Origin of the sequence: Rosenbergiella sp. YN46 (assembly GCF_036620675.1) — a bacterium.
In the GTDB taxonomy this organism is placed as follows: Bacteria; Pseudomonadota; Gammaproteobacteria; order Enterobacterales; family Enterobacteriaceae; genus Jejubacter.
In genome coordinates this window covers 1-25,450 of record NZ_JAZHEE010000041.1, presented here as the reverse complement: position 1 = coordinate 25,450, position 25,450 = coordinate 1, and the positions used below count along the sequence as shown (strand labels likewise).

Sequence of the window (25,450 nt, the reverse complement as noted above, 5' to 3'; positions counted from 1 at the left end):
CTCTCACCTGTATAACCAGTAAGCGGCGCTCTCTATCGTGGCTCCGCTCTGAATATAACGTCGCAGCGCTGCACGGTTAGCCATTTGGGTCGCTATCCGCAGTCGGCCCAGCCCCCGCGCCGCGCACCACGCCTGCGCGCCCTGCATCAGTCGCGCGCCATAACCCGGCCCGGCCAGTAATCCAATGCGCGCCTCAGCATCATTAAGCTGGCGCAGCGTCACAAAGCCCTGCAGCCACCGCCCTTCGCGTACCACCAGGCACTGATGATCGAAGGTACCCTTCACCGCATTTTCCACCCACTGCGCATACAGACGACCGCTATCCGTCGGCTCATACCAGGGGCTGCGAAAGCGACTTTGAGTAAAGCGCTGACTTGCCATATCACGAAGTGCCGGGATATCCGCTTCGTCTGCGACATTCAGCGTGGAGCTCACCGCCCCACCCGAAAGCGTCAGGCTCAGGTCGATCTCTCCCTCCACCAGTCGAAACCCTAGCTGTTGCAGGGCATCCAGCCATTCACTGCGCTCTGCGGGCACTTTAGCCTGCACTCGCGCAAAGCGCTGCAATTTCGCCATGTCCAGGCCGGGATCGCCATCAGATAAGCGGACAATCGCGCTGGGCAGGCCGAAAAAATCACTTTCCCACGTCAGCGGTTCAATGCGGCCATGGAGCAAAATGGGTTTGCGGCTCAACGCCAGACTCCTTTGGTATCCACCACCCATTGCTGTTGAATCTGCGCGCCGTCCAGCGCCTTAAACGGCTGGTGATCCACCAGCATGACCAGCACATCGGCGCAGGCAAGGGCCTCATTGAGGCAGGTAAGCTGGCAGCGCGCCGCCAGGCTTTCTGGCAGTTCGCGAATATTGGGCTCCACCACCAGCACGTCGCCACGGTGCCAGTCCGCCAGCTTCCTGACGATCCCCATGGCGGGACTTTCACGCAGATCGTCGATGTCCGGCTTAAATGCCAGCCCAAAACAGGCGATGGTGATATCGTCAGCGCGACGGCCACTGGCATTCAGGCAGTCCGCCACGGCGGCCTTCACCTGCCCTATCACCCAGTCTGGTTTACTGTCGTTCACTTCACGGGCAGTGCGGATAAGCCGTGCCTGCTGTGAGTTCTGTGCCACAATAAACCAGGGATCGACAGCGATGCAGTGCCCACCAACGCCCGGGCCTGGCTGCAGGATATTGACCCGCGGATGGCGGTTGGCCAGCCGAATGAGTTCCCAGACGTCAATCTCCTGGTCGGCGCAAATCAGCGAAAGCTCGTTAGCAAACGCGATATTCACGTCCCTGAAGCTATTTTCGGTCAGTTTGCACATCTCCGCCGTGCGGGCGTTAGTAACCACGCACTCCCCTTCCAGAAAAATGCGGTAGAGCTCGCTCGCGCGCGCTGAACAGGCTGGCGTCATACCGCCAATCACGCGATCGTTGCTAATCAGCTCTTCCATAATCCGCCCAGGCAGCACTCGCTCCGGGCAATAGGCGATATTCACATCCGCCGCTTCTCCTGCCTGTTGGGGAAAGGCCAGATCGGGTCGCAGCGATGCCAGTAACGAAGCCATGGTTTCCGTGGTTCCCACCGGCGACGTAGATTCCAGAATCACCAGAGCCCCTTTCTTCAGCACTGGCGCGATGGACTCTGCCGCCGCGCGAACATACGCCATGTCCGGTTTATGGTCATCCATAAACGGTGTTGGTACCGCAATCAGAAAGGCATCGGCGACGACCGGCGTGCTGCGGGCACTCAGATAGCCTTTTTCTACAGCAGTTTTCACCACCCGTCCCAGCTCTGGCTCGACAATATGGATCTCGCCGCGGTTAATGGTTTCCACCGCCCGGGCGTTAATGTCCACGCCGATCACACGCTGGCAGCGTGATGCAAAAGCTGCCGCAGTGGGCAGCCCGATATATCCCAGTCCAATCACTGAGATAGTTTCAAAACTCATTATTTCACCTGACTGGTTTTCAACGCGCTGATAATACGCTGGCAGGCTTTGCCATCACCGTAGGGGTTATGCGCCCGGCTCATCGCCAGATAAGCCTCTTCATCCTTCAGCAGTTGATTAACCTCATCGACAATGGTGCGGGTATCGGTGCCAACCAGTCGCACAGTACCCGCGCTTACCGCTTCTGGTCGTTCGGTAGTTTCACGCATTACCAGTACCGGTTTACCCAGCGACGGCGCTTCTTCCTGAATACCGCCGGAATCCGTCAAAATCAGATACGCATGCTGCATCAGCCAGACGAACGGCAGGTAATCCTGGGGGTCGATCAGATGGATATTGTCGACATGTCCCAGAATTCGGTTAACCGGTTCGCTAACGTTAGGGTTGAGATGCACCGGATAGACAATTTGCACATCCGGGTTATCCGCTGCCACCTGCGCCAGGGCATGACAGATCTGCTCAAAACCGCTGCCGAAACTTTCGCGCCGGTGGCCCGTCACCAGAATCATTTTGCGCTGTGGATCCAGGAAGGGCCAGGCACGACTCAACGCCTGATTCTGCGCGTCATCGCTTAATACCCGATCGCGCACTGACAGCAGCGCATCGACCACGGTATTGCCGGTAACGAAGATCCGCTCATTAGCGATATTTTCACGCAGCAAATTCTGGCGCGATGTCTCGGTAGGCGCAAAATGGAACGTCGCCAGGTGACCTGTCAGTGTGCGATTCGCCTCTTCCGGCCACGGCGAATAGAGATCGCCGGTACGTAATCCCGCCTCGACGTGCCCAATGGAGATCTGCTGGTAAAAGGCCGCCAGACTGGCAGCTACGGTCGTCGTCGTGTCGCCATGCACCAGTACCACATCCGGGCGGAAACTCTCAAGCACAGGCTTCAGCCCTTCCAGAATGCGGCAGGTAATCTCAGTCAGCCCCTGGCCCGGCTTCATAATGTTAAGGTCGAAATCCGGCTGAATAGCAAAAAGGGTGAGCACCTGGTCCAGCATTTCACGATGCTGCGCGGTAACGCAGACCCGAGCGTCGAAAAAAGGATCCTCTGCCAGGGCATGAACCAGCGGCGCCATTTTTATGGCCTCGGGACGTGTGCCGAAAACGGTCAGTACTTTCACGATAGAGCTCTCTCTGGGTTAATTACGGAAGAAGGGACAACCGTCATCCCTTCATCATATTCTGGCTCATCAGGCGCGCGGGCGTCGGGTTAATGCAACACCGGCCCCCACCAGAGCGCCGACAATACCCCACATCACCAGCAGGAAGGTACGGCGCGGGCTGTCGCGGCGTACAGGCTCTTCCGGCGTGCGCAGATAGCGATAAGTCTGGAAGCGCTGTTCCAGCACCGGCCCCGCTTTCAGCGTGGACAGCATCGCCCTGTCCCTGTCGTAATCAACCTCATAAGTCGGCCCCGTCGCCTGAAGATTCTCCAGACGGGCCTGAAGCATCGGGCGTCCCAGGATAAAAAGTTCGGATTCAGGCAGTTCGTTCGCCGGTACATCCGCTTCACTGCGACTGATATTGTGCTGTTCCGCGACCTTCAGCGCCTGTGACAGGCTGTGAACCCGGCGCTCATAAATAGACTTCGCCACCGCTTCCTGACGCTTAACCTGCGCCTGGATCTGCACAATGCGCGCATCCCAGGCGCCCTTTAGCTCATCATTCAGGTGTTTAGCCGCGCGCTGGCTGGCAAAGGCCACATACTGGCGCAGCAGGTTATTGGCATCGGCCGCGGTTTCGGCAATCAGCTTAACGCTGTCGTTCAGGTTGCGGGTAACGTCCCCGGCGGTGAACTGAATATTGCCGATCATCTCATTGAGCAGTGCGGCATCTGCTTTACTGTTGCCCGACTGACGCTGGCGATAGTAATCCGTCTGCTGCCAGAACTCCCGCCGCGTATCCCAGGAAGCCAGCTGCATGGTGAACTCTTTGTAGGCCTCGTCCATTGCCGAAGGTTTATCGACTGGCATCGAACCGGCGCGACTATCGAGGTTGCTCAGGAACTGCTGCTGCGAATAGTAACCACCCAGCATATTAACGGTAGGGCGATCGGTAATCGCGGTCGAGCTCCACTCCTGACGCGCGAAAAAGGTGTAAACCAGAGCGGCCAGGGCGAACAGCAAGGCGCCGAAGATAATCCAGAATTTTCCCCGCCATAGCGTACAAAACAGACCACGAACATCCAGCTCGTTATCGATTACCGGATCCCCGGACATATGTTGTCTCATCACTTCCCCTGCTTATTTGCTCAGGCCTGGATTTTTTTCGCTATTACGGCGCATGCGACGCTTGGTGCGTTTGATAAAGCGAGCCACTTTCCAGGCTCGCTTAATGCAGTAGCCGTAGAGCATAAATGCCAGCAAAAACAATGCCAACATTACCCATTCAGGAATAAAATGTAGGTATTCGCCCACCACGCCAATGGAGGCCAACAGCGCCGCGGCAAGGGTAATCAGCACAAAGGCCTGACGGGAAGTGAAACCGGCGCGCATGATCAGATGGTGGATATGCTGACGATCCGCCGAGAAGGGACTCATGCCCTTACGTAACCGGCGATACATAATGGCCACCATATCCATAAGCGGTATAGCGATAATCCATAGCGCAGTAACTGGACTGATAGGGTGCGTTTTCCCCTGGGTGGTTTCCAGCAAAATCCAGATCACAGTAAAACCGATAAGCGTACTGCCTGCATCGCCCATAAAGACTTTATAGCGGCGCCCAAGAATGCCAAGGTTCAGCAGAATATAAGGCACTATCGCCGCAATCATGGCGAAACACCACATAGCAAGGCTAATCTGGCCGTCGAACCATAAGATGATCCCCATCGCCGCGAAAGAGACGCAAGACAAGCCGCCCAACAGACCGTCAATGCCATCCACCATATTAAAAGCGTTAATGGCGGCCCAGACGGCAAAAAGGGTCAGAAAATAACCAAACGGCCCCAACACCAGCTCCCAGGAGCCGAAGATATATCCCAGGCTACTGAGATAAAGCTTACCGACCACCATCATAACAACGCCGATCAGCGCCTGGATGGTGGCGCGGATTTTTACGCTAATATCGAAGCGATCATCAAGCGCCCCAACCAGTACCAGAATACCGGCACAGCTCAGATAGAGTGCGGCATGGGGGATGTAGTAATCCGCCAGCCAGAATGTAAAGCAGATCCCCGCATAAACCGATATGCCTCCCACCAACGGAATCAACCCCTGGTGGCGTTTTCGAAAATTAGGCTTATCGACCAGACCAATTTTTTTAGCCACTTTACGGGCGAAAAAAAGAAAGATGGTGGTGAACAGAAAAATACTGAACAATTCAGCACCAGCGGAGACTAAATTCACAATGAGCGCTCTCTGCAAAATGTACGTTCAGCGCCAGTATACTCACCGGGGGCCTCCTCATGAAGAGGATCCTCTGATACGGCTGAACAGACTGTGTTTTATTTTAACGATGGCCAATGGCCTTTTATCTCGCCACAGGCATCTTCCATGATGCCTGATAAATATACCAGCCCATAACTAATCCTATAAAGCAGAAAAGAAAAACGCCACGTCAAAACGTGGCGTTCCCCGAGTTTTCCGCAACTATGAACGCTTCATCATGTCGAAGAATTCATCGTTGGTTTTGGTCATCGCGAGCTTATTGATCAGGAACTCCATCGCGTCAATTTCACCCATCGGGTGAATAATCTTGCGCAGAATCCACATCTTCTGTAGTTCTTCCTGGGTGGTGAGCAGCTCTTCTTTACGGGTGCCGGAACGGTTGTAATCGATAGCCGGGAAGACGCGCTTCTCTGCGATCTTACGGGAAAGGTGCAACTCCATGTTACCGGTGCCTTTAAACTCTTCGTAAATCACTTCATCCATCTTCGAGCCGGTATCAATCAGCGCCGTCGCGATAATGGTCAGGCTACCGCCTTCTTCCACATTACGTGCAGCGCCGAAGAAACGTTTGGGCCGGTGCAGCGCGTTCGCGTCCACACCACCAGTCAGCACCTTACCGGATGCCGGAACCACAGTGTTATAAGCACGGGCCAGACGGGTAATGGAGTCGAGCAGGATAATAACGTCTTTTTTGTGTTCAACCAGACGCTTGGCTTTTTCGATCACCATCTCGGCAACCTGAACGTGGCGAGAGGCAGGCTCATCGAAGGTAGAGGCAATCACCTCACCTTTCACCAGACGCTGCATCTCGGTCACTTCTTCCGGACGTTCATCAATCAGCAGTACCATCAGCACGCAGTCGGGATGATTGTAAGCGATGCTCTGCGCGATGTTCTGCAGCAACATGGTTTTACCGGCTTTCGGCGGAGCCACAATCAGGCCACGCTGACCACGACCGATCGGCGATGCCAGATCCAGGACTCGGGCAGTTAGATCTTCGGTAGAACCATTACCGCGCTCCATACGCAGGCGTGAATTCGCGTGCAGCGGCGTCAGGTTTTCAAACAGAATTTTGCTACGGGCGTTTTCCGGCTTATCGAAGTTAACCTCGTTGACCTTCAGCAGCGCAAAGTAACGCTCGCCCTCTTTAGGGGGGCGGATTTTCCCGGCAATGGTGTCACCAGTGCGAAGGTTGAAGCGGCGAATTTGGCTGGGGGAAACGTAGATATCATCAGGGCCGGCGAGGTAGGAACTGTCTGCGGAGCGGAGGAAACCAAATCCATCCTGCAAGATCTCCAGCACCCCATCGCCGAAGATATCCTCACCGCTCTTCGCGTGCTGTTTGAGGATAGCGAAGATGATGTCCTGCTTGCGCATACGGGCCAGGTTTTCCAGTCCCATGCTTTCGCCGAGAGTAATCAGCTCAGAAACCGGCGTATTTTTTAATTCGGTAAGATTCATAATGGTGGGTTCTTAAACTCGGGGTAAATCTCGAACAAATAGTGTGAATGGTATGGCAGGAAGTCCATGCCTGTTAATGGCCTTTCACCCCATGTCCGATCGCGGTCTGGTAACAGATACGCACAGAACTGAAACGATAAGACGGGTTGGGTAACGGGCCCGAAATCGACTCCATGTCCCCTCGCCTGTGGTACAACACCAACAGCCAGCGAAGAGTCTCGGGTATTACAAGATTTAAAACTTAGGGTAAGTTCAAAATGCAGTCTGGCTAACTTAGCACGACTGATGCAGGCCGTCCAGCAATCCTGGTAACTTTCGGATGCCGGACGATCTGTCGGGGTTCTGTTACGCCAGGTTAGCGTCCAGGAACTCCTTCAACTGCCCTTTAGACAGCGCGCCCACTTTAGTGGCTGCCACTTCGCCGTTTTTAAACAGCAGCAGCGTGGGGATACCGCGAATACCGTACTTAGGTGCGGTCGCCGGGTTTTCATCTATATTCAGCTTAGTGACTTTCAGTTTGTCTTTGTACTCTTCGGCGATCTCGGCCAGAATCGGGGCGATCATTTTGCACGGACCGCACCACTCTGCCCAGAAATCAACCAGCACCAGCCCTTCCGCCTTAAGTACGTCCGTCTCGAAACTGTCGTCGGTAGTCAGGTGAATAATTTTATCGCTCATACTTAACTCCACAGGATTATGCCTGGTTTGTTGGTGTAAATTTAGGCTGTGTCTCATCATTACCTGCCAGCGACGCCGGAAGAGAATGGTGAGGCACAGCCCAACCAACATTTTTGGTTGACTTTATTTCACCGGATACGCTTTCGTAAAGCAATAGTAAGCTGATATTCTACCACACTATGAGCAAAACACATTTAACTGAACAGAAGTTTTCCGACTTCGCCCTGCACCCTAAGGTGGTTGAAGCCCTTGAAACAAAAGGGTTTTACAACTGTACTCCTATCCAGGCGCTGTCGCTTCCGCTGACCCTTGCGGGACGCGATGTGGCAGGGCAGGCGCAAACCGGTACCGGAAAAACGATGGCGTTTCTGACGTCAACGTTTCATCATTTACTCTCACACCCCGCTCCGGAAGGCCGTCAGACCAACCAACCGCGCGCGCTGATTATGGCGCCCACCCGCGAACTGGCGGTACAGATTCACTCTGATGCGGAACCGCTGGCGGAAGCCACCGGCCTGAAGCTGGGCCTGGCCTACGGCGGTGATGGTTACGACAAGCAGCTGAAGGTGCTGGAAAAAGGCGTTGATATTCTAATCGGCACCACCGGTCGCCTTATCGATTATACCAAACAGAATCATATCAATCTGAGTGCAATCCAGGTTGTGGTACTGGATGAGGCCGATCGCATGTACGATCTCGGCTTTATTAAAGACATCCGCTGGCTGTTCCGTCGTATGCCGCCGGCAACCGCGCGTCTGAACATGCTCTATTCTGCGACCCTTTCTTATCGCGTACGCGAACTGGCATTCGAGCAGATGAACAATGCCGAATATATTGAAGTGGAACCGGAGCAGAAAACCGGCCACCGCATTAAGGAAGAGCTTTTCTATCCTTCTAACGAAGAGAAAATGCGCCTGCTGCAGACGCTGATTGAGGAAGAGTGGCCGGATCGCGCCATCATCTTTGCCAATACCAAGCATCGCTGTGAGCAGATCTGGGGCCATCTGGCCGCGGACGGCCATCGCGTCGGCCTGCTGACCGGCGACGTTCCACAGAAAAAACGTCTGCGTATTTTAGATGAGTTCACCCGCGGCGACCTGGATATTCTGGTGGCAACAGACGTCGCGGCTCGCGGCCTGCATATCCCTGCCGTTACCCACGTATTTAATTACGATCTGCCGGATGATTGCGAAGATTACGTTCACCGTATCGGCCGTACCGGACGCGCTGGCGCCAGCGGCCATTCGATAAGCCTGGCCTGCGAGGAGTACGCCCTTAACCTTCCCGCCATAGAAACCTACATCGGCCACGCGATTCCGGTAAGTAAGTACGACCCGGACGCACTGCTCACCGAGCTGCCACCGCCGAAGAAACTGGTGCGTAACCGCTCCGGCAATGGCCCACGCCGTAACGCTCCGCGTAACCGCCGTCGCAGCTAATCGCTATGCTAAATACCTCCACGCTCTATGCGGCTATCGACCTCGGCTCCAACAGCTTTCACATGCTGGTGGTCAGGGAGGTAGCGGGTAGCATTCAGACGCTGACCCGCATCAAACGTAAAGTCCGACTGGCCGCCGGTCTCGGCAGCGACAACAGCCTCTCTCAGGAGGCAATGGCGCGCGGCTGGCAGTGCCTGCAGCTGTTTGCCGAACGATTGCAGGATATTCCCCATGCCCAGATTCAGGTAGTGGCGACCGCCACGCTACGTCTGGCCACTAACGCCCGCGAGTTTATTCAGCGGGCGCAGGAGATCCTGGGTTGTCCGGTGCAGGTTATTAGCGGCGAAGAAGAAGCCCGGTTGATCTATCAGGGCGTCGCCCACACCACTGGCGGAGACGACCGTCGACTGGTGGTGGATATCGGCGGCGCCAGCACGGAACTGGTCACCGGTAGCGGTGCCCACAGCACATCATTGTTCAGCCTGCCTATGGGTTGCGTGACCTGGCTGGAACGCTACTTCAGCGATCGCAGTCTGACCACCGGGAATTTCGCCGCCGCCGAACGCGCCGCCCGGGAAGTGCTGTTGCCGGTAGTGGATGAGCTAAAACGCCACGGCTGGCACGCCTGTGTCGGTGCCTCCGGCACCGTCCAGGCGCTGCAGGAAATTATGATGGCGCAGGGAATGGATGAACGAATCACCCTGACCAAGCTACAGCAGCTAAAGCAGCGCGCTATTCAGTGCGGGCGTCTTGAAGAGCTGGAGATTGAAGGACTTACCCTGGAGCGAGCGCTGGTCTTTCCCAGCGGGCTCGCCATTCTTATCGCCATCTTTGAAGCGCTGAAGATTGACTGTATGACCCTGGCTGGCGGTGCCCTGCGCGAAGGGCTGGTCTACGGTATGCTTCATTTGCCGGTGGATCAGGATATCCGTAACCGCACGCTGCATACCCTTCAGCGACGCTTTATGGTGGATGCCGATCAGGCTACCCGGGTGCAACAGTTGGCGAGCTGTCTGTCACAACAAATTGCCGCTGACTGGCAGTTGGATCCGTTGAGCCTGACGCTGTTAAACAGCGCCTGTCAGCTGCATGAAATCGGTCTGAGTATCGATTTTAAGCAGGCGCCAAAACATGCGGCGTATCTGGTACATAACCTCGATCTTCCTGGCTATACCCCCGCCCAGAAAAAGCTGCTGGCTACCCTGCTGCTTAATCAGACCAACCCGGTGGATCTTTCCTCTCTGCATCAGCAGAACGCCGTTCCGCCGCGAGTGGCGGAACGCCTGTGCCGCCTGCTAAGACTGGCGATTATTTTCGCCAGTCGACGCCGCGACGACTGTGTTCCTCAACTGACGCTGGCGGCTCAGGAAGAAACGTTAACGTTAACGCTGCCCGCCAGTTGGCTGTCCCGGCACCCGCTGGGGGCCGAGATGCTACAGCAGGAAACGCTGTGGCAGAGCTATGTTCACTGGCCGCTGGAAATCCATCACGGCTAAAGGAGAACGCGCGGCCTTTAACCGCCGCGCGCTTTCGCCAGCATCTCTTTCAGGTTAGCGACATTCGCCTGCCCTTTCTGCATTCGTTCCTGAGCGCTGACCGGCTTACGTTCCGTTTCCCAGACCAGATCGTCCTGGGGCAGCTCCAGCAAAAAGCGGCTGGGTTCGGGGCGTACCAGTTCGCCATACTGGCGCCGCTCTTTGCAGAGCGTAAAGGTCAGTTCTTTCTGAGCCCGGGTGATACCCACATAGGCCAGACGTCGCTCCTCATCGATATTATCTTCATCGATGCTGCTCTGGTGCGGCAACAGCCCCTCTTCCATGCCCACCAGGTAGACATAAGGAAATTCCAGCCCTTTAGAGGCGTGCAGGGTCATGAGCTGCACCTGGTCCAGCTCCTCATCACTTTCGCCACGCTCCATCATGTCGCGCAGCGTAAAGCGGGTGACCACCTGAGTCAGCGTCATTGGCTCTTCCAGGGAGCTCCCTTCCAGCATTTCAGTCATCCAGCTAAACAGCTGGTTAACGTTTTTCATCCGCATTTCAGCAGCTTTCGGACTGGGGGAAGTTTCATAAAGCCAGGACTCATAATCGATGCCATGAATGAGATCGCGAACTGCGGCTACCGGCTCGCGCTCCGCAAGCCTCGCCACTTCGCCCAGCCAGTGCGTAAAGCGCTGTAGCGCCTCCAGACCGCGGCCGGTCAGCGTCTGACTCAGCCCCAGATCAAAGCTGGCGTTAAACATGCTTTTATTGCGCTGGTTCGCCCACTCCCCCAGCTTCTGCAACGTCGCAGGCCCAATCTCGCGACGCGGCGTGTTAACGATACGCAGAAATGCGCTGTCGTCGTCAGGGTTAGTCAGCACCCGCAGGTAGGCCAGCAAATCCTTAATTTCCGGACGCGAAAAGAAGGAGGTGCCACCAGAAATACGATAAGGAATACGGTTCTGCATCAGAAGCTTTTCAAAGACCCGCGACTGGTGGTTGCCGCGATAAAGGATGGCGTAATCCTTATATTGCGTTTTATTAATAAAGTGATGGGCGATCAGCTCGCCGGCGACTCGTTCCGCCTCATGCTCTTCATGACTGGCGGTAACGACCTTCAGTTCCGCGCCGTAGCCCAGCTCGGAAAAGAGCCGCTTTTCAAACACGTGGGGGTTATTGGCGATCAGAATGTTGGCCGCTTTCAGGATACGGCCAGAGGAGCGATAGTTCTGTTCCAGCTTAATCACCCGCAGCGCCGGAAAGTCCTGGCTCAGCAGCACCAGGTTTTGCGGCCGGGCGCCGCGCCAGGAGTAGATAGACTGGTCATCATCCCCCACCACGGTAAAGCGCGCCCGGGCTCCCGCCAGCAGCTTCACCAGTTCATACTGGCTGGTGTTGGTATCCTGGTATTCATCCACCAGCAGATAGCGGATGCGGTTCTGCCAGCGTTCACGCACCTCTTCGTTGCCGCGCAGCAGCAGTGTAGGCAGCAGAATCAGATCGTCGAAATCCAGTACGTTGCAGGCCTTCAGGTGAGCATCGTAAAGCCCGTAACAGTGCGCGAACAGCTTATCACGTTCACTGCGCGCCTGAGCGGCGGCCTGGGCCGGCATCAGCAAGTCGTTTTTCCAGTTGGAGATAGTCGAGATCAGCTGTGAAAGCAGGTCTTTATCCTGTTCCAGCCACTCATCCGTCAGCTCTTTCAGCAGCGCCATCTGATCGGTATCGTCAAACAGCGAAAAGTTGGACTTCATTCCCAGCGCCGCATACTCACGCTTGATAATCTCCAGCCCCAGTGTATGGAAAGTGGAGATCATCAAGCCACGAGCTTCTTTACGCCCCAGCGTCTGGGCCACGCGCTCTTTCATTTCACGCGCGGCTTTGTTGGTAAAGGTGACCGCCGCAATATGGCGCGCCTGATAGCCGCAGCCGCGAATCAGGTGGGCAATTTTGTTAGTAATCACTCTCGTCTTACCGGATCCGGCGCCCGCCAGAACCAGGCAAGGACCGGAAACAAACTCGACGGCTTCTTGTTGGGCGGGATTCAGACGCATAACAACCTGCTCAATAGATAAACGGGGTGAGGATTGTAGCAGAAAGCCTGCCCGTGATTGACACCGGATGGTAGAGTTATGGCTAAGTGATTATCTGACGGAGAGAAATAATGGCCAGAACCGCGGCAGCTTTGCATATTCTGGTGAAAACCGAAGCCAAAGCCCGGGAAATTATGGAACAGCTGGAGAAGGGGAAAAGCTTCGATCACCTCGCCAGACGCTATTCCAGCTGCCCTTCCGGACGTAACGGCGGCGATCTTGGGGAATTCCGCCAGGGCACGATGGTCGCCCCTTTCGATAAGGCGGTATTTAGCTGCCCGCTACTGAAGCCTTACGGGCCGGTAAAAACCAAATTCGGCTGGCACATTATTAAGGTGTTGTACCGGAGGTAACAGCATCATCTTCTCTCCCGGGAGAGAAGATGATTACGCCCTCTCCCAAAGGGAGAGGGCCGGGGTGAGGGTGTCCTCTTTAACCCGCGACAGCAATACGCTTCATATCGGTCATATAGCCGCGCAGCTTGCGGCCCACCAGCTCGATGGCATGACCGCGTACGGCTTCGTTTACGTCACGCAGTTGAGCGTTATCTACGGCGCCAGCCGATGCCGCTTTACCCAGATCTCCCGGCTGCAGACGGGACATAAACTCCTGCAGCAAAGGCACTGCGGCGTTAGCGAACAGGTAGTTACCGTACTCAGCGGTATCGGAGATAACCACATTCATCTCATACAGGCGCTTACGGGCGATGGTATTGGCAATCAGCGGCAGCTCGTGCAGCGACTCATAATAGGCTGACTCGGCGATGATGCCGGAATCCACCATAGTTTCGAACGCCAGCTCTACGCCCGCCTTCACCATGGCGATCATCAGCACACCTTCATCGAAATAAGTCTGCTCTTCGATTTTGCCTTCATACTGCGGAGCGTTTTCAAAAGCGGTCGCACCGGTCTCCTCACGCCAGGTCAGCAATTTCTTATCGTCGTTGGCCCAGTCGGCCATCATGCCGGAAGAGAATTCGCCGGAAATGATATCGTCCATATGCTTCTGGAACAGCGGTGCCATAATCGTTTTCAGCTGCTCGGAGAGCGCGAAAGCGCGCAGTTTCGCCGGGTTGGACAGGCGGTCCATCATCAGCGTGATACCCCCCTGCTTCAGCGCTTCGGTTACGGTTTCCCAACCGTACTGAATCAGCTTACCAGCATACGCCGGATCCGCGCCATCCTTCACCAGGCGGTCGTAGCACAGCAAAGAACCCGCCTGCAGCATACCGCACAGAATGGTCTGTTCGCCCATCAGGTCGGATTTCACCTCAGCAACGAAGGAGGATTCCAGCACCCCGGCTCGGTGGCCGCCAGTGGCGGCAGCCCATGCTTTGGCGATGGCCATGCCCTCACCTTTCGGATCGTTTTCCGGATGCACCGCGATCAGGGTCGGAACCCCGAAACCGCGCTTGTACTCTTCACGTACTTCGGTACCCGGGCACTTGGGTGCCACCATCACGACGGTCACATCCTTACGAATCTGCTCACCCACCTCGACGATGTTAAAACCGTGGGAATAGCCCAGCGCAGCACCATCTTTCATCATCGGCTGCACCGCCTGTACCACGGCGGAGTGCTGCTTATCAGGCGTCAGGTTGACCACCAGATCGGCCTGCGGGATCAGCTCTTCGTAGGTACCCACTTTAAAGCCGTTTTCGGTGGCCTTACGCCAGGAGGCGCGCTTTTCCGCGATGGCTTCGGCACGCAGGGCGTAGGAAACATCCAGCCCGGAATCACGCATGTTCAGGCCCTGGTTAAGCCCCTGGGCACCACAACCGACGATGACTACTTTTTTCCCTTTCAGGTAGCTCGCTCCGTCGGCGAATTCATCACGCGCCATAAAGCGACATTTACCCAGTTGCGCCAACTGCTGGCGCAGATTTAACGTATTAAAATAGTTAGCCATTGTACAACTCCGTCGATGTCGTGGTGTGTTCGTTATCGTGCCGCATATTGTTGCGGGGAATAAGGCCACTATATGACAGGAAATTCGTTGCGCAAATTGATATATTAACAACGTCATATTGCATATAACGCAACAAAAAAAAGAGGGGCAATTCCGTGGACTTCCGCGATCTGAAAATGTTTCTGCATCTGGCTGAAAGCCGCCATTTTGGGCGTAGCGCGCGGGCCATGCATGTCAGCCCCTCTACGCTGTCGCGCCAGATCCAGCGGCTGGAGGATGAGCTGGGGCAGCCGCTGTTCATCCGCGATAACCGCACCGTAACGCTCACCGAAGCGGGAGAATCACTGCGCCAGTTTGCCCAGCAGACCCTGTTGCAGTATCAGCAGTTACGCCACACTCTGGCCCAGCAGGGGCCATCGCTGTCCGGGGAATTGCATCTGTTCTGTTCGGTGACCGCCGCCTACAGCCATCTGCCGCCCATCCTCGATCGCTTCCGCGCCGAGCATCCGTCGGTCGAAATTAAGCTGACCACCGGTGACGCCGCAGATGCGGTAGAGAAGGCGCTCTCAGGAGAAGCGGATATTGCAATTGCCGGTAAGCCGGAAACCCTGCCCGCCGCTATTGATTTCGCCATGCTGGAAAATCTGCCGGTGGTGCTGATTGGCCCGGCGCTGGCCTGCCCGGTGCGTAGCCAGGTCAGCGAGGCACAACCGGAATGGTCGCAGGTGCCCTTTATCCTGCCGGATCAGGGGCCGGTGCGGCGACGCATCGAGCTGTGGTTTCGCCGCCACAAGCTCAGTAACCCCTTTATTTACGCCACGGTCGCCGGTCATGAGGCCATGGTTTCCATGGTGGCACTGGGCTGCGGCGTGGCGTTAATACCGGAAGTGGTACTGGAAAACAGCCCCGAACCGGTGCGCAACCGGGTGACGGTACTGGAGCGCAGCGATGAGAAAACGCCGTTTGAGTTGGGGGTCTGCGCACAAAAAAAGCGGCTGCATGAGCCGCTTATTGGCGCGTTCTGGAAAATCGTGCAGCAGCGTAAGGAGCCCGCCGCTCGTTAATCAGGCCAGGAAAAAGCGAAACGCCGGATTTTGTGTCTCTTCGTGGCACTCGTAACCCAACTCCTTCAGGCGGGTTTCAAAATCCGGCTCGTGGCAGCCCAGTTCGAAAGCCGCCAGCACCCGTCCGTAGTCGGTGCCGTGGCTGCGGTAGTGGAACAGCGAGATATTCCAGTGAGTGCCCAGAGTTTGCAGGAAGCGCAGCAGCGCCCCCGGCGATTCCGGGAATTCAAAGCTGTAGAGACGTTCCTGCAGCGACCGGGAAGGACGCCCCCCGACCATATAGCGCACGTGAAGTTTCGCCATCTCATCGTCAGAAAGATCCACCACGCTGTAGCCTCCCTGACTCAGCAGATCGATAATCTCCCGGCGTTCCTCCAGCCCGCGGCTTAACCGCACCCCCACAAAGATGCAGGCGGATTTATCGTCGGCGAAGCGATAGTTAAACTCGGTCACCGCACGTCCGCCCAGTAGCTGGCAGAATTTCAGGAAGCTCCCTTTCTCTTCCGGAATAGTCACCGCCAGCAGCGCTTCACGCTGTTCCCCGAGTTCACAGCGTTCAGAGACATAACGCAGACCATGGAAATTAACGTTAGCGCCCGACAGTACATGGGCCAGACGCTCGCCGCGAATGCCGTGCTGCTGCACGTATTTTTTCATACCCGCCAGGGCCAGCGCACCGGAAGGTTCAGCCACCGCGCGCACGTCTTCAAACAAGTCCTTCATGGCGGCGCAGATCGCATCGCTGTCCACGGTGATAATATCGTCGAGATATTCGCGACACAGCCGGAAGGTTTCATCACCAATGCGTTTAACGGCCACCCCTTCGGCAAACAGTCCGACGCGCGGCAGATCCACCGGTGCGCCGGCTTCCAGCGCAGCTTTCAGACAGGCGGAATCCTCCGCTTCCACCGCGATCACTTTGATCTGCGGCATCAGCTGTTTGATAAGTACCGCCACGCCGGCCGCCAGACCACCGCCACCAACCGGAACGAATACCCGGTCAAGATGCGCGTCCTGCTGTAACAGCTCCAGTGCCAGGGTGCCCTGGCCTGCCACTACCGCCGGATGATCGAACGGCGGCACCCAGGTAAAGCCCTGCTGTTCGCACAGTTCAATCGCCTTCGCCCTGGCTTCGTCAAAGTTGTTACCATAGAGCAGCACTTCGCCGCCAAAGCCGCGCACCGCATCCACTTTGATATCGGCGGTCGTTACCGGCATCACGATGAGCGCATTGATGCCCAATCGGCTGGAGGAAAGCGCCACGCCCTGGGCGTGATTTCCCGCCGATGCGGTGATCACGCCACGCGCTTTTTGCTCTTCGGAAAGCCCGGCGATCATGGCGTAGGCGCCGCGCAGTTTAAAGCTGTGTACTGGCTGCCTGTCTTCACGCTTTACCAGCACCACATTATCGAGCCTTGAAGAAAGCTTTTCCATTTTCTGAAGCGGCGTCACCTGCGCGACCTCATAAACCGGCGCACGCAGCACCGCCCGCAGATATTCGGCCCCGCAGGGGGCCTCGCCAAGAGGTTGGGTTACAGCCATAACGGTTAGCCTCCCAGCTTGCTTTTATCGCGCACGGCGCCTTTATCAGCGCTGGTCGCCAGACTGGCGTAGGCCCGCAACGCGAAGGAGACCTGGCGTTCGCGGTTAAGCGGCGTCCAGGCACGATCGCCCCGAGCTTCCTGCGCCTCACGACGGGCGGCCAGCTCCTGATCGCTCACCTCCAGTTGAATACCCCGGTTGGGAATATCGATGGCGATCGTGTCGCCGTCCTCGATAAGGCCGATGCTGCCGCCGTTCGCCGCTTCCGGAGAAACGTGGCCGATAGAAAGACCGGAAGTCCCGCCAGAAAAGCGCCCATCGGTAATCAGGGCGCAGGCCTTACCCAGCCCCATCGACTTCAGGAAGCTGGTCGGATAGAGCATTTCCTGCATGCCCGGCCCACCTTTCGGCCCTTCATAGCGAATCACCACCACATCGCCGGCTTCGATTTTACCGCCCAGAATGGCGTCGACCGCAGCATCCTGACTTTCAAACACTTTCGCCGGGCCGCGAAACTTCAGGATGCTGTCATCCACCCCGGCCGTCTTCACGATACAGCCATTTTCAGCGAAGTTGCCATACAGCACCGCCAGCCCGCCATCCTGACTGTATGCGTTATCCAGAGAACGAATACAACCTTCCGCGCGATCGTCATCCAGAGAATCCCAGCGACAGTCCTGCGAGAAGGCTTCGGTAGTGCGAATGCCTGCCGGGCCTGCGGAATACATCTTCTTCACCGCCTCATCCCGGGTCAGCATGATGTCGTACTGCTCCAGCGTTTGAGGAAGCGTCAGGCCCAGCACGTTTTTCACATCGCGATTCAGCAACCCGGCGCGATCCAGCTCGCCCAGAATACCGATAACGCCACCCGCACGGTGTACATCTTCCATATGGTATTTCTGGGTACTCGGCGCGACCTTACACAACTGGGGAACGCGACGAGAGAGTTTGTCGATATCACTCATTGTGAAGTCGATCTCCGCCTCCTGAGCGGCGGCCAGCAAATGCAGAACGGTATTGGTGGAGCCGCCCATCGCGATATCCAGCGTCATGGCATTCTCAAACGCCGCCTTGCTGGCGATGCTACGCGGCAGCGCGCTGGCGTCGTCCTGTTCATAGTAACGTTTGGTCAGTTCGACGATGCGCTTGCCGGCATTCAGGAATAACTGCTTACGATCGGCATGGGTCGCCAACAGCGAACCGTTGCCCGGCTGCGACAGCCCCAGCGCTTCAGTCAGACAGTTCATGGAGTTAGCGGTGAACATCCCGGAACAGGAGCCGCAGGTCGGACAGGCGGAACGCTCCACTTCGTTACTCTGTTCGTCGGAGACTTTTGGATCTGCGCCCTGAATCATGGCATCCACCAGATCAAGCTTGATGATCTGGTCGGACAGTTTGGTTTTACCGGCCTCCATCGGGCCACCGGAGACGAAAATCACCGGAATATTGAGCCGCAGGGAAGCCATTAACATTCCCGGGGTGATCTTGTCGCAGTTAGAGATGCACACCATGGCGTCTGCGCAGTGGGCGTTCACCATATACTCAACGGAGTCGGCGATCAGTTCGCGCGACGGCAGAGAATAAAGCATGCCCCCGTGCCCCATAGCGATGCCGTCATCCACGGCTATCGTATTAAACTCTTTTGCCACCCCGCCCGCAGCCTCGATCTGCTCAGCGACCAGCTTTCCCAGGTCGCGCAGATGCACGTGTCCCGGAACGAATTGGGTGAAAGAGTTCACCACCGCAATAATGGGTTTTCCGAAGTCATTATCGGTCATCCCGGTCGCGCGCCACAGCGCGCGGGCTCCCGCCATATTGCGGCCGTGTGTTGTGGTGGCGGAACGATACTTTGGCATGCGTTATTCACTCCTGGTCTGTCTGCATGTCCGGGCAATACATGGTCGCCCGGACGAATCATTTTAGTTATTGAGCGGGGTTAACCGGATCCAGCCAGCCCCATTTATCTTCGGTTTCACCGGTAAACAGGCCGAAGAAAGCCTGCTGGATACGCTTGGTCACCGGGCCACAGCGGCCAGCGCCGACCTGGATACCATCCACGCTGCGCACCGGCGTGATTTCCGCCGCCGTACCTGACATAAAGACTTCGTCCGCCAGATAGAGCGATTCACGGGACAGCACCTGCTCACGAACTTCAATCCCCAGATCTTCCGCCAGTTTAATGATGGCGTCGCGGGTAATGCCCGGCAGGGCGGAAGAGGTAAACGGCGGCGTAAACAGTACGCCATCTTTCACTTCAAACAGGTTCTCGCCGGCGCCTTCAGAGATGTAGCCATTCACATCCAGCGCAATGCCTTCCTGGTAGCCATGGCGACGCGCTTCGCTGCCAACCAGCAGAGACGAAAGGTAGTTTCCCCCTGCTTTAGCGGCCGTCGGAATGGTATTCGGCGCGGCGCGGTTCCAGGAAGAAACCATGGCGTCGATGCCCTGATCCAGCGCTTCGGCTCCCAGATAGGCGCCCCACGGGAAGGCTGCGATAATGACATCGGTGGAGTAACCGTCCGGCGGGTTAACGCCCATACCAACATCGCCCACAAAAACCAGCGGGCGGATATAAGCGCTGGTCAGATTATTTTTGCGAATCACCTCGCGGCAGGCTTCCATCAGTTCGTCGACGCTCTGTGACACCGGAAAACGATAGATTTTGGCTGAATCACGCAGACGCTGCATATGTTCACGATGACGAAACACCACCGGGCCCTTGTGAGATTCGTAGCAGCGGATACCTTCAAATACCGAGGTTCCGTAGTGCAGCGCGTGGGACATAACGTGGACTTTCGCCTCGCCCCATGGGGTCATCTCACCATTGAACCAGATGTAATCAGCTTTCTTCGTCGTCATTTCTCTTCCTTTGGCGCTTGCTCAGGCGCGTATTTGTTGTGATGTGGGTTGTTGGATCTCGACGTTATCGACATCCACCAGTTTGCTTAACTGACTAAACAGTAATTCGACCGGTCGTGGGCTGGCAACGGTCAATTCGATATTAATGTTCTCCGTGTTCAGCCCGGACGCCATATTCATGGCACAGATATGAAAGCCGCGATGGCGAACCACGCGTAATACGCGCTCCAGCGTCTCTGGCCGAAAACGAGCCTGCACGGCGAGTTGATGTTGCATCATGATACTTTCTCCAGCATTTGTGAGTTACTGGCGCCCGGGGGCACCAACGGCCAGACGTTCTCAAGCTCATCAATCGAGACGTGAAGCAGATAAGGGCCGTCGCTATTCAACATGGCGTCCAGCGCCGCTTCCACCTGGTCCTTACGGGTAATGTGCTGGCCTGGAATGCCAAAAGCGCTGGCCAGCATCAGAAAATCGGGGTTATCGGAAAGGTTGGTTTCACTGTAACGCTCAGAGAAAAAGAGCTGCTGCCACTGGCGAACCATCCCTAACCGCTGGTTATCCAGTAACACGATCTTTAACGGCAGCTGCTTTCGTTTCACCGTTCCCAGCTCCTGAACGTTCATCATGAAAGATCCATCGCCGCTGATGCAGATAACAGTATCTTCCGGACGCGCCACCTGAGCGCCAACCGCCGCAGGCAGACCAAAGCCCATGGTGCCGAGACCGCTGGAAGTGATGAAATTTTCCGGGCGGGTAAAGGTCATATGCTGCGCGGCCCACATCTGGTGCTGGCCGACATCCGTCGTGACCACAGCCTGCGGTGATTTACGCTCGGAAAGCTGCTTCAGTAACAGGGGGGCATAGATGGCCTCCCCGGGATGATCGTAGCGCCATGCATGTTCGGTACGCAGCCCGGCGACGTGTTCCTGCCAGGGGGCAATAGACAGCGGCTGTGTCAGTGCAGGCAGCAGACAATTCAGATCGCCGCACAGTTCGACGTGGGCCTGACGCAGTTTGCTCATCTCCGCCGGATCGATATCCATGTGGATCACCCGCGCATCCGGTGCAAAAGTATTGAGCTTACCGGTAACTCTGTCGTCAAAACGGGCACCGACGGCAATCAGCAGGTCGCTCTGCTGCACGGCAAGGTTCGCCGCCTTGGTTCCATGCATTCCCAGCATACCGAGATAGCCAGGCTGTTCGGCATCGACCGCACCCAACCCTTTCAGGGTACAGGTAGCGGGTATACCGGTAGCGGCGATGAAAGCCCGCAGGGCCGGAACGGCTCCGGCCATCCCGACACCGCCGCCGACATACAATACCGGACGCTGTGCGGTTTTCAGCATCTCCAGCGCCAGATCCAGCTCGGCTTGCGGCAGAGAGACATCGCCCTGAACGCTGCTTAACAGTGGAGCAGGCTCTCCAACGGCCACCTGGATATCTTTCGGGATATCGACCAGTACCGGGCCGGGACGACCAGATTGAGCGACCTCGAAGGCCTGAGCGATAACGCGCGGCAGCTCATCCAGCGACTGAACCAGGAAGCTGTGTTTGGTACAGGCCAGGGAAAGACCCAACACATCCACTTCCTGAAACGCATCGGTGCCAATTAACGGAGCTGCAACCTGCCCGGTAATCGCAACGACAGGGATGGAGTCCAGCAGGGCATCCGCCAGGCCGGTCAGCAAATTGGTGGCGCCCGGACCAGAAGTCGCGATGCAAACGCCTGTTTTGCCCGTGGCGCGGGCATAGCCGATGGCTGCCATTGCCGCCCCCTGCTCATGCCTGCACAGTAGGTGTTCCACACCGCCGTCATAGAGCGCGTCATAGACCGGCATAATTGCCCCGCCAGGATAACCGAAAACTGTGTTAACACCCTGTGCTCGCAAAGCATGTACTACCCACTGCGCACCATTCATAGTTAAATCCCCGTCTCACTACGGAAGAAACAGGATTTTATACTGTTGCTCATTCTCTGTTCCTCACCACTCATTGATACAACCAACAAAAAACCCCCGGACCTTTCGGTGCGGGGGTTCTCTTCGATTCAGGCTTGATTTTTAAGCCTTTCTTCTCCCAAGTGCAGCCCCGCACGGCGGAATAATAATCACCACCACGCTAATTACGACCAGGCTGACCACTAGTAGAAGGGCTTTCATCAGATATTCGTTCACTAAACTTGTTCGAAGTAATGCCTACAGAGTTACCACAGAGATCGCGCTGGTGACAAGATTTTTTTATGGGGCATTTCATAAGCAGGCGAAGTATTTCCTGAAAAACTGTTATGTTTCAAACAATAAGAGACTCATGAAAAAAATTCAGACACCCCCATCCTGTAACATCAACAGAAATAGCGCCATTACAACGCGATCTGGCGCGCATTCATCATGAAAAAACAAGAAAAGGTTAAGATATGCAGGAATAAGCTACGCAATCCTGAATAAACATACTGGCCTCCAGTGATGAATCAACCATGATGGAAGATTCCGGGAGGCTTTATGACACTGTCTATTATTCATACACGCGCAACTCTGGGCATTACCGCTCCCCAGGTCACCGTCGAGGCGCATATCAGTCAGGGATTACCGGGTTTAACCATGGTGGGTTTGCCTGAAACGACCGTTAAAGAAGCCCGGGATCGGGTGCGTAGCGCTATTATTAACAGCGGATATCAATTTCCCGCCCGCAAAATTACGCTAAATCTGGCTCCGGCAGATCTTCCCAAGGAAGGTGGTCGCTTTGACCTCCCTATTGCTCTGGCGCTCCTGGTAGCCTCAGAGCAACTTTGCATCCGGCATCCTGAGCGCTATGAGTTTCTGGGGGAGCTGGCGCTTACTGGCGCTCTGAGAGGCGTTCCTGGCGCGATATCCAGCGCGATGGAAGGACTGCGTGTCGGTAGACAGGTTATCGTCGCCGCGGAAAATGCGGATGAAGTGGGATTAATCGGTGAGCCAGGATGTTTTATCGCACGCCACCTGGCCGATGTCTGCGCCTTTCTGGAAGGTAAAACGACGCTGCCGGAGCCGGAAGCCCCCTGCCTTAGCCATACAGAACAATATGAGGATTTGCGCGATATTATTGGTCAGGGCCAGGGGAAACGGGCGCTGGAGATCGCCGCTGCCGGGGGACATAACCTGTTGCTTCTCGGCCCTCCGGGCACCGGAAAGACGATGCTGGCAAGTCGCTTACGCGGATTATTGCCACCGCTGAGTAACAGCGAAGCGTTGGAAAGCGCAGCAATACTGAGCCTGGTTAGCCCTCATCATCTGCGGCAACAATGGAAGCAACGTCCATTTCGGACACCCCACCACAGCGCTTCAATGGCTGCGCTGGTGGGCGGCGGCTCCATACCTGGCCCCGGAGAGATCTCTCTGGCGCATAACGGCATTCTGTTTCTTGATGAACTGCCGGAGTTTAACCGGCGGGTGCTGGACGCCCTGCGCGAACCCATCGAGTCTGGTGAAATTGTTATCTCGCGCACTCGGGCTAAAGTTCGCTATCCGGCGCGCTTTCAACTGATAGCGGCAATGAATCCCAGCCCTTCGGGTGACTGGCAGGGAAATCAAAGCCACAGCGGGCTGCAACAAACATTACGCTATATCAACCGACTTTCCGGCCCCTTCCTCGATCGTTTCGATATGTCGCTGGAAATCCCGCTTCTGCCGCCCGGAACGCTGTCAGGTCTGCACAATCAGGGGGAAACCAGCACCGAGGTACGTGAACGCGTGACAGCGGCCCACAGACGGCAAAATACGCGGCAACAGCGGCTCAATGCTCACCTTGATAACCCGGCGATACGCCGATTCTGCGCACTGCAACCGGAAGATGCCCAGTGGCTTGAAGAAGCGCTTACCCGCATGGAGCTTTCTGTTCGGGCCTGGCAGCGACTGCTCAGGGTTGCCAGAACTATTGCCGATCTTGAGCATCAGCCACAGATTCAACGTCAGCACCTGCAGGAAGCATTGAGCTACCGGGCTATCGATCGCTTACTGATTCATCTGCGTAAGATGATGGCATAAGAAAAGGGCCTGAAGGCCCTTACTGTTTTTTAATCGTCGGAGTCGCTGTAATCGTCAGCCCCCTCCATCTGAGGCTTACCGCCGGAAAGCGTATGGAAACGCCGTGGACGATTGATGCGCGCCATGTACTTAGTCCATACGCGCTCTTCATCCGTCACCGGCTCACGCTGGCCGCGACAAACCTCCACAAACTGCTTTTCTGCTTCAGTTGCAGGCTCACGCTTACCCAGGTTCAACTCATTGAAAGCGAACCCCCGATGCTCCAGCAACTGGGCTTCTTTAATGGTGAAGTCACCATGACGGGAAAACCCGCGCGGGTAAAATTTATTGTCGAAAAATCGATTAGTCGTCGAAAAGCTTTCCGCCATTCTACACGCTCCTGATTATCCTGAACGAGCTAGTTATGGCGCGGAGTATTAGTTACGCTTGACAGAGTGTAAAACAAAACATTTAAATCAGAACGACAAAAGATTTTTGGGGGAAAGGCGTGGATACGGAATTACTAAAAACCTTCCTGGAAGTGAGCAGAACTCGCCACTTTGGGCGCGCTGCCGAAGCGTTATATCTGACTCAATCCGCAGTCAGTTTTCGTATCCGACAGCTTGAAAACCAGTTAGGTGTGAACCTGTTTACCCGGCATCGAAATAACATCCGCCTGACCACAGCAGGCGAACGTCTGCTCCCTTACGCGGAAAACCTGATGAATACCTGGCTGGCTGCGAAAAAAGAGGTTTCGAATACTTCACGACACAATGAATTCACCATAGGCGCCAGCGCCTCGCTCTGGGAATGCGTACTGTCGCCATGGTTGCCAAGACTCTACAAAGAGCAGTCCGGTATGCAATTCGAAGCACGTATTGCTCAGCGCCAGTCACTGGTAAAACAACTGCACGAACGCCAGTTGGATCTTCTGATCACCACTGAATCGCCCAAAATGGATGAGATGAGCAGCCAGGTGGTTGGCCAGTTTAATCTGTCCTTATTCTGCGCAACGCCAGCTCGCCCCAAATCCACTTTAACCTACTTGCGCCTGGAATGGGGCCCGGACTTCCAGCAACACGAGACAGGCCTGCTAATGAGTGACGATATACCGCTGTTAACCACCAGTTCAGCCGAGATCGCGACACGTATGTTACCGGAACTGGATGGTTGCGCCTGGCTGCCTGTTACCTGGGCTGCGCAAAGGGAAGGGCTAAGTCTGGTCAGCGATAGCGTAGAGGTTACACGTCCTCTGTACGCTATATGGCTACAGAACAGCGACAAACTGAGTCAGCTCAAAGAGGTTCTGAAGACTGCTGTGATTTTATAACCGTGATAATCAAGGCGATCCTGGAGATCGCCATTGGCGGGAAAAAAGCAAAAAAAAATCCTTAGCAGTCGCTAAGGATTATTATTCTGGCAGGGGCGGAGGGACTCGAACCCCCAACACCCGGTTTTGGAGACCGGTGCTCTACCAATTGAACTACGCCCCTAAATAGGGTGGCGGAACGGACGGGACTCGAACCCGCGACCCCCTGCGTGACAGGCAGGTATTCTAACCAACTGAACTACCGCTC

22 protein-coding genes and 1 tRNA gene are annotated in these 25,450 nt (G+C 55.9%); 6 read left to right on the top strand and 17 right to left on the bottom strand.

Annotated elements, in window-relative coordinates:
* Positions 1 to 3: 3 nt before the first annotated feature.
* From rffC to trxA, 7 genes are all read right to left on the bottom strand, one after another.
* Complete coding sequence (gene rffC / locus V3W49_RS19920) at positions 4 to 678, bottom strand: dTDP-4-amino-4,6-dideoxy-D-galactose acyltransferase (RefSeq protein WP_500147742.1); 675 nt, start codon at positions 676 to 678, stop codon at positions 4 to 6.
* An 11-nt stretch (positions 679 to 689) separates the two neighbouring features.
* Entirely contained in the window at positions 690 to 1,952 is a 1,263-nt protein-coding gene (gene wecC / locus V3W49_RS19915) for a UDP-N-acetyl-D-mannosamine dehydrogenase (RefSeq protein ID WP_500147735.1), read from the bottom strand.
* Positions 1,952 to 3,079, bottom strand: coding sequence for a non-hydrolyzing UDP-N-acetylglucosamine 2-epimerase (gene wecB, locus V3W49_RS19910; protein WP_500147734.1), 1,128 nt, complete (start codon positions 3,077 to 3,079; stop codon positions 1,952 to 1,954). Before wecB ends, wecC begins: the two co-directional genes overlap by 1 nt.
* 69 nt (positions 3,080 to 3,148) lie before the next feature.
* Positions 3,149 to 4,189, bottom strand: coding sequence for an ECA polysaccharide chain length modulation protein (gene wzzE / locus V3W49_RS19905; RefSeq protein WP_500147733.1), 1,041 nt, complete (start codon positions 4,187 to 4,189; stop codon positions 3,149 to 3,151).
* A gap of 12 nt (positions 4,190 to 4,201) precedes the next feature.
* On the bottom strand, positions 4,202 to 5,305 hold the full coding sequence (wecA, locus tag V3W49_RS19900; protein WP_500147732.1) for a UDP-N-acetylglucosamine--undecaprenyl-phosphate N-acetylglucosaminephosphotransferase: 1,104 nt from the start codon (positions 5,303 to 5,305) through the stop codon (positions 4,202 to 4,204).
* A 243-nt stretch (positions 5,306 to 5,548) separates the two neighbouring features.
* Positions 5,549 to 6,808 (bottom strand): transcription termination factor Rho, encoded by a 1,260-nt coding sequence (gene rho, locus V3W49_RS19895; RefSeq protein ID WP_154775910.1) that lies wholly within the window; start codon positions 6,806 to 6,808, stop codon positions 5,549 to 5,551.
* Positions 6,809 to 7,153: 345 nt separating this feature from the next.
* The gene (gene trxA, locus V3W49_RS19890) at positions 7,154 to 7,486 is read right to left on the bottom strand and encodes a thioredoxin TrxA (RefSeq protein ID WP_500147731.1); all 333 of its coding nucleotides are present in this window, start codon (positions 7,484 to 7,486) and stop codon (positions 7,154 to 7,156) included.
* Between the two features lie 179 nt (positions 7,487 to 7,665).
* On the opposite strand from trxA, the gene rhlB reads away from it, so the two are divergent.
* A complete protein-coding gene (rhlB, locus tag V3W49_RS19885; RefSeq protein ID WP_500147730.1) occupies positions 7,666 to 8,925 on the top strand; it encodes an ATP-dependent RNA helicase RhlB in 1,260 nt (419 codons plus the stop codon).
* Between the two features lie 5 nt (positions 8,926 to 8,930).
* Complete coding sequence (gppA, locus tag V3W49_RS19880; RefSeq protein ID WP_500147729.1) at positions 8,931 to 10,421, top strand: guanosine-5'-triphosphate,3'-diphosphate diphosphatase; 1,491 nt, start codon at positions 8,931 to 8,933, stop codon at positions 10,419 to 10,421.
* 17 nt (positions 10,422 to 10,438) lie between these two features.
* Here the strand turns inward: gppA and rep are convergent, their stop codons facing one another.
* Positions 10,439 to 12,460: a DNA helicase Rep gene (rep, locus tag V3W49_RS19875; protein ID WP_500147728.1), complete on the bottom strand. Its 2,022-nt coding sequence runs from the start codon at positions 12,458 to 12,460 to the stop codon at positions 10,439 to 10,441.
* A gap of 110 nt (positions 12,461 to 12,570) precedes the next feature.
* Here rep and ppiC point away from each other — a divergent pair, with 110 nt between their 5' ends.
* Complete coding sequence (gene ppiC, locus V3W49_RS19870) at positions 12,571 to 12,852, top strand: peptidylprolyl isomerase PpiC (RefSeq protein WP_500147727.1); 282 nt, start codon at positions 12,571 to 12,573, stop codon at positions 12,850 to 12,852.
* Positions 12,853 to 12,931: 79 nt separating this feature from the next.
* Here ppiC and ilvC read toward each other — a convergent pair whose 3' ends face one another.
* Positions 12,932 to 14,407, bottom strand: coding sequence for a ketol-acid reductoisomerase (ilvC, locus tag V3W49_RS19865; protein ID WP_500147726.1), 1,476 nt, complete (start codon positions 14,405 to 14,407; stop codon positions 12,932 to 12,934).
* Positions 14,408 to 14,562: 155 nt separating this feature from the next.
* Between ilvC and ilvY the strand changes: the two genes are divergently transcribed.
* Complete coding sequence (gene ilvY, locus V3W49_RS19860) at positions 14,563 to 15,471, top strand: HTH-type transcriptional activator IlvY (protein ID WP_500147725.1); 909 nt, start codon at positions 14,563 to 14,565, stop codon at positions 15,469 to 15,471.
* Here ilvY and ilvA read toward each other — a convergent pair whose 3' ends face one another.
* From ilvA to ilvL, 6 genes are all read right to left on the bottom strand, one after another.
* Complete coding sequence (ilvA, locus tag V3W49_RS19855; protein ID WP_500147724.1) at positions 15,472 to 17,013, bottom strand: threonine ammonia-lyase, biosynthetic; 1,542 nt, start codon at positions 17,011 to 17,013, stop codon at positions 15,472 to 15,474. It abuts the gene before it with no gap.
* A gap of 5 nt (positions 17,014 to 17,018) precedes the next feature.
* Positions 17,019 to 18,869 (bottom strand): dihydroxy-acid dehydratase, encoded by a 1,851-nt coding sequence (ilvD, locus tag V3W49_RS19850; protein ID WP_500147723.1) that lies wholly within the window; start codon positions 18,867 to 18,869, stop codon positions 17,019 to 17,021.
* Between the two features lie 67 nt (positions 18,870 to 18,936).
* Complete coding sequence (locus V3W49_RS19845) at positions 18,937 to 19,872, bottom strand: branched-chain amino acid transaminase (protein ID WP_500147722.1); 936 nt, start codon at positions 19,870 to 19,872, stop codon at positions 18,937 to 18,939.
* 21 nt (positions 19,873 to 19,893) lie between these two features.
* Complete coding sequence (gene ilvM / locus V3W49_RS19840; protein ID WP_500147721.1) at positions 19,894 to 20,151, bottom strand: acetolactate synthase 2 small subunit; 258 nt, start codon at positions 20,149 to 20,151, stop codon at positions 19,894 to 19,896.
* The gene (ilvG, locus tag V3W49_RS19835; protein WP_500147720.1) at positions 20,148 to 21,794 is read right to left on the bottom strand and encodes an acetolactate synthase 2 catalytic subunit; all 1,647 of its coding nucleotides are present in this window, start codon (positions 21,792 to 21,794) and stop codon (positions 20,148 to 20,150) included. Before ilvG ends, ilvM begins: the two co-directional genes overlap by 4 nt.
* 141 nt (positions 21,795 to 21,935) lie before the next feature.
* Positions 21,936 to 22,034: an ilv operon leader peptide gene (ilvL, locus tag V3W49_RS19830; RefSeq protein ID WP_138095212.1), complete on the bottom strand. Its 99-nt coding sequence runs from the start codon at positions 22,032 to 22,034 to the stop codon at positions 21,936 to 21,938.
* 339 nt (positions 22,035 to 22,373) lie between these two features.
* Here ilvL and V3W49_RS19825 point away from each other — a divergent pair, with 339 nt between their 5' ends.
* The gene (locus tag V3W49_RS19825; RefSeq protein ID WP_500147719.1) at positions 22,374 to 23,894 is read left to right on the top strand and encodes a YifB family Mg chelatase-like AAA ATPase; all 1,521 of its coding nucleotides are present in this window, start codon (positions 22,374 to 22,376) and stop codon (positions 23,892 to 23,894) included.
* Positions 23,895 to 23,923: 29 nt separating this feature from the next.
* Here the strand turns inward: V3W49_RS19825 and V3W49_RS19820 are convergent, their stop codons facing one another.
* Complete coding sequence (locus V3W49_RS19820) at positions 23,924 to 24,262, bottom strand: MaoP family protein (protein ID WP_500147718.1); 339 nt, start codon at positions 24,260 to 24,262, stop codon at positions 23,924 to 23,926.
* Positions 24,263 to 24,381: 119 nt separating this feature from the next.
* On the opposite strand from V3W49_RS19820, the gene hdfR reads away from it, so the two are divergent.
* Positions 24,382 to 25,203, top strand: a complete 822-nt coding sequence (hdfR, locus tag V3W49_RS19815) for an HTH-type transcriptional regulator HdfR (RefSeq protein WP_500147717.1) — start codon at positions 24,382 to 24,384, stop codon at positions 25,201 to 25,203.
* Positions 25,204 to 25,290: 87 nt separating this feature from the next.
* Here the strand turns inward: hdfR and V3W49_RS19810 are convergent.
* A tRNA-Trp gene (locus V3W49_RS19810) sits at positions 25,291 to 25,366 on the bottom strand.
* Positions 25,367 to 25,450: the final 84 nt, after the last annotated feature.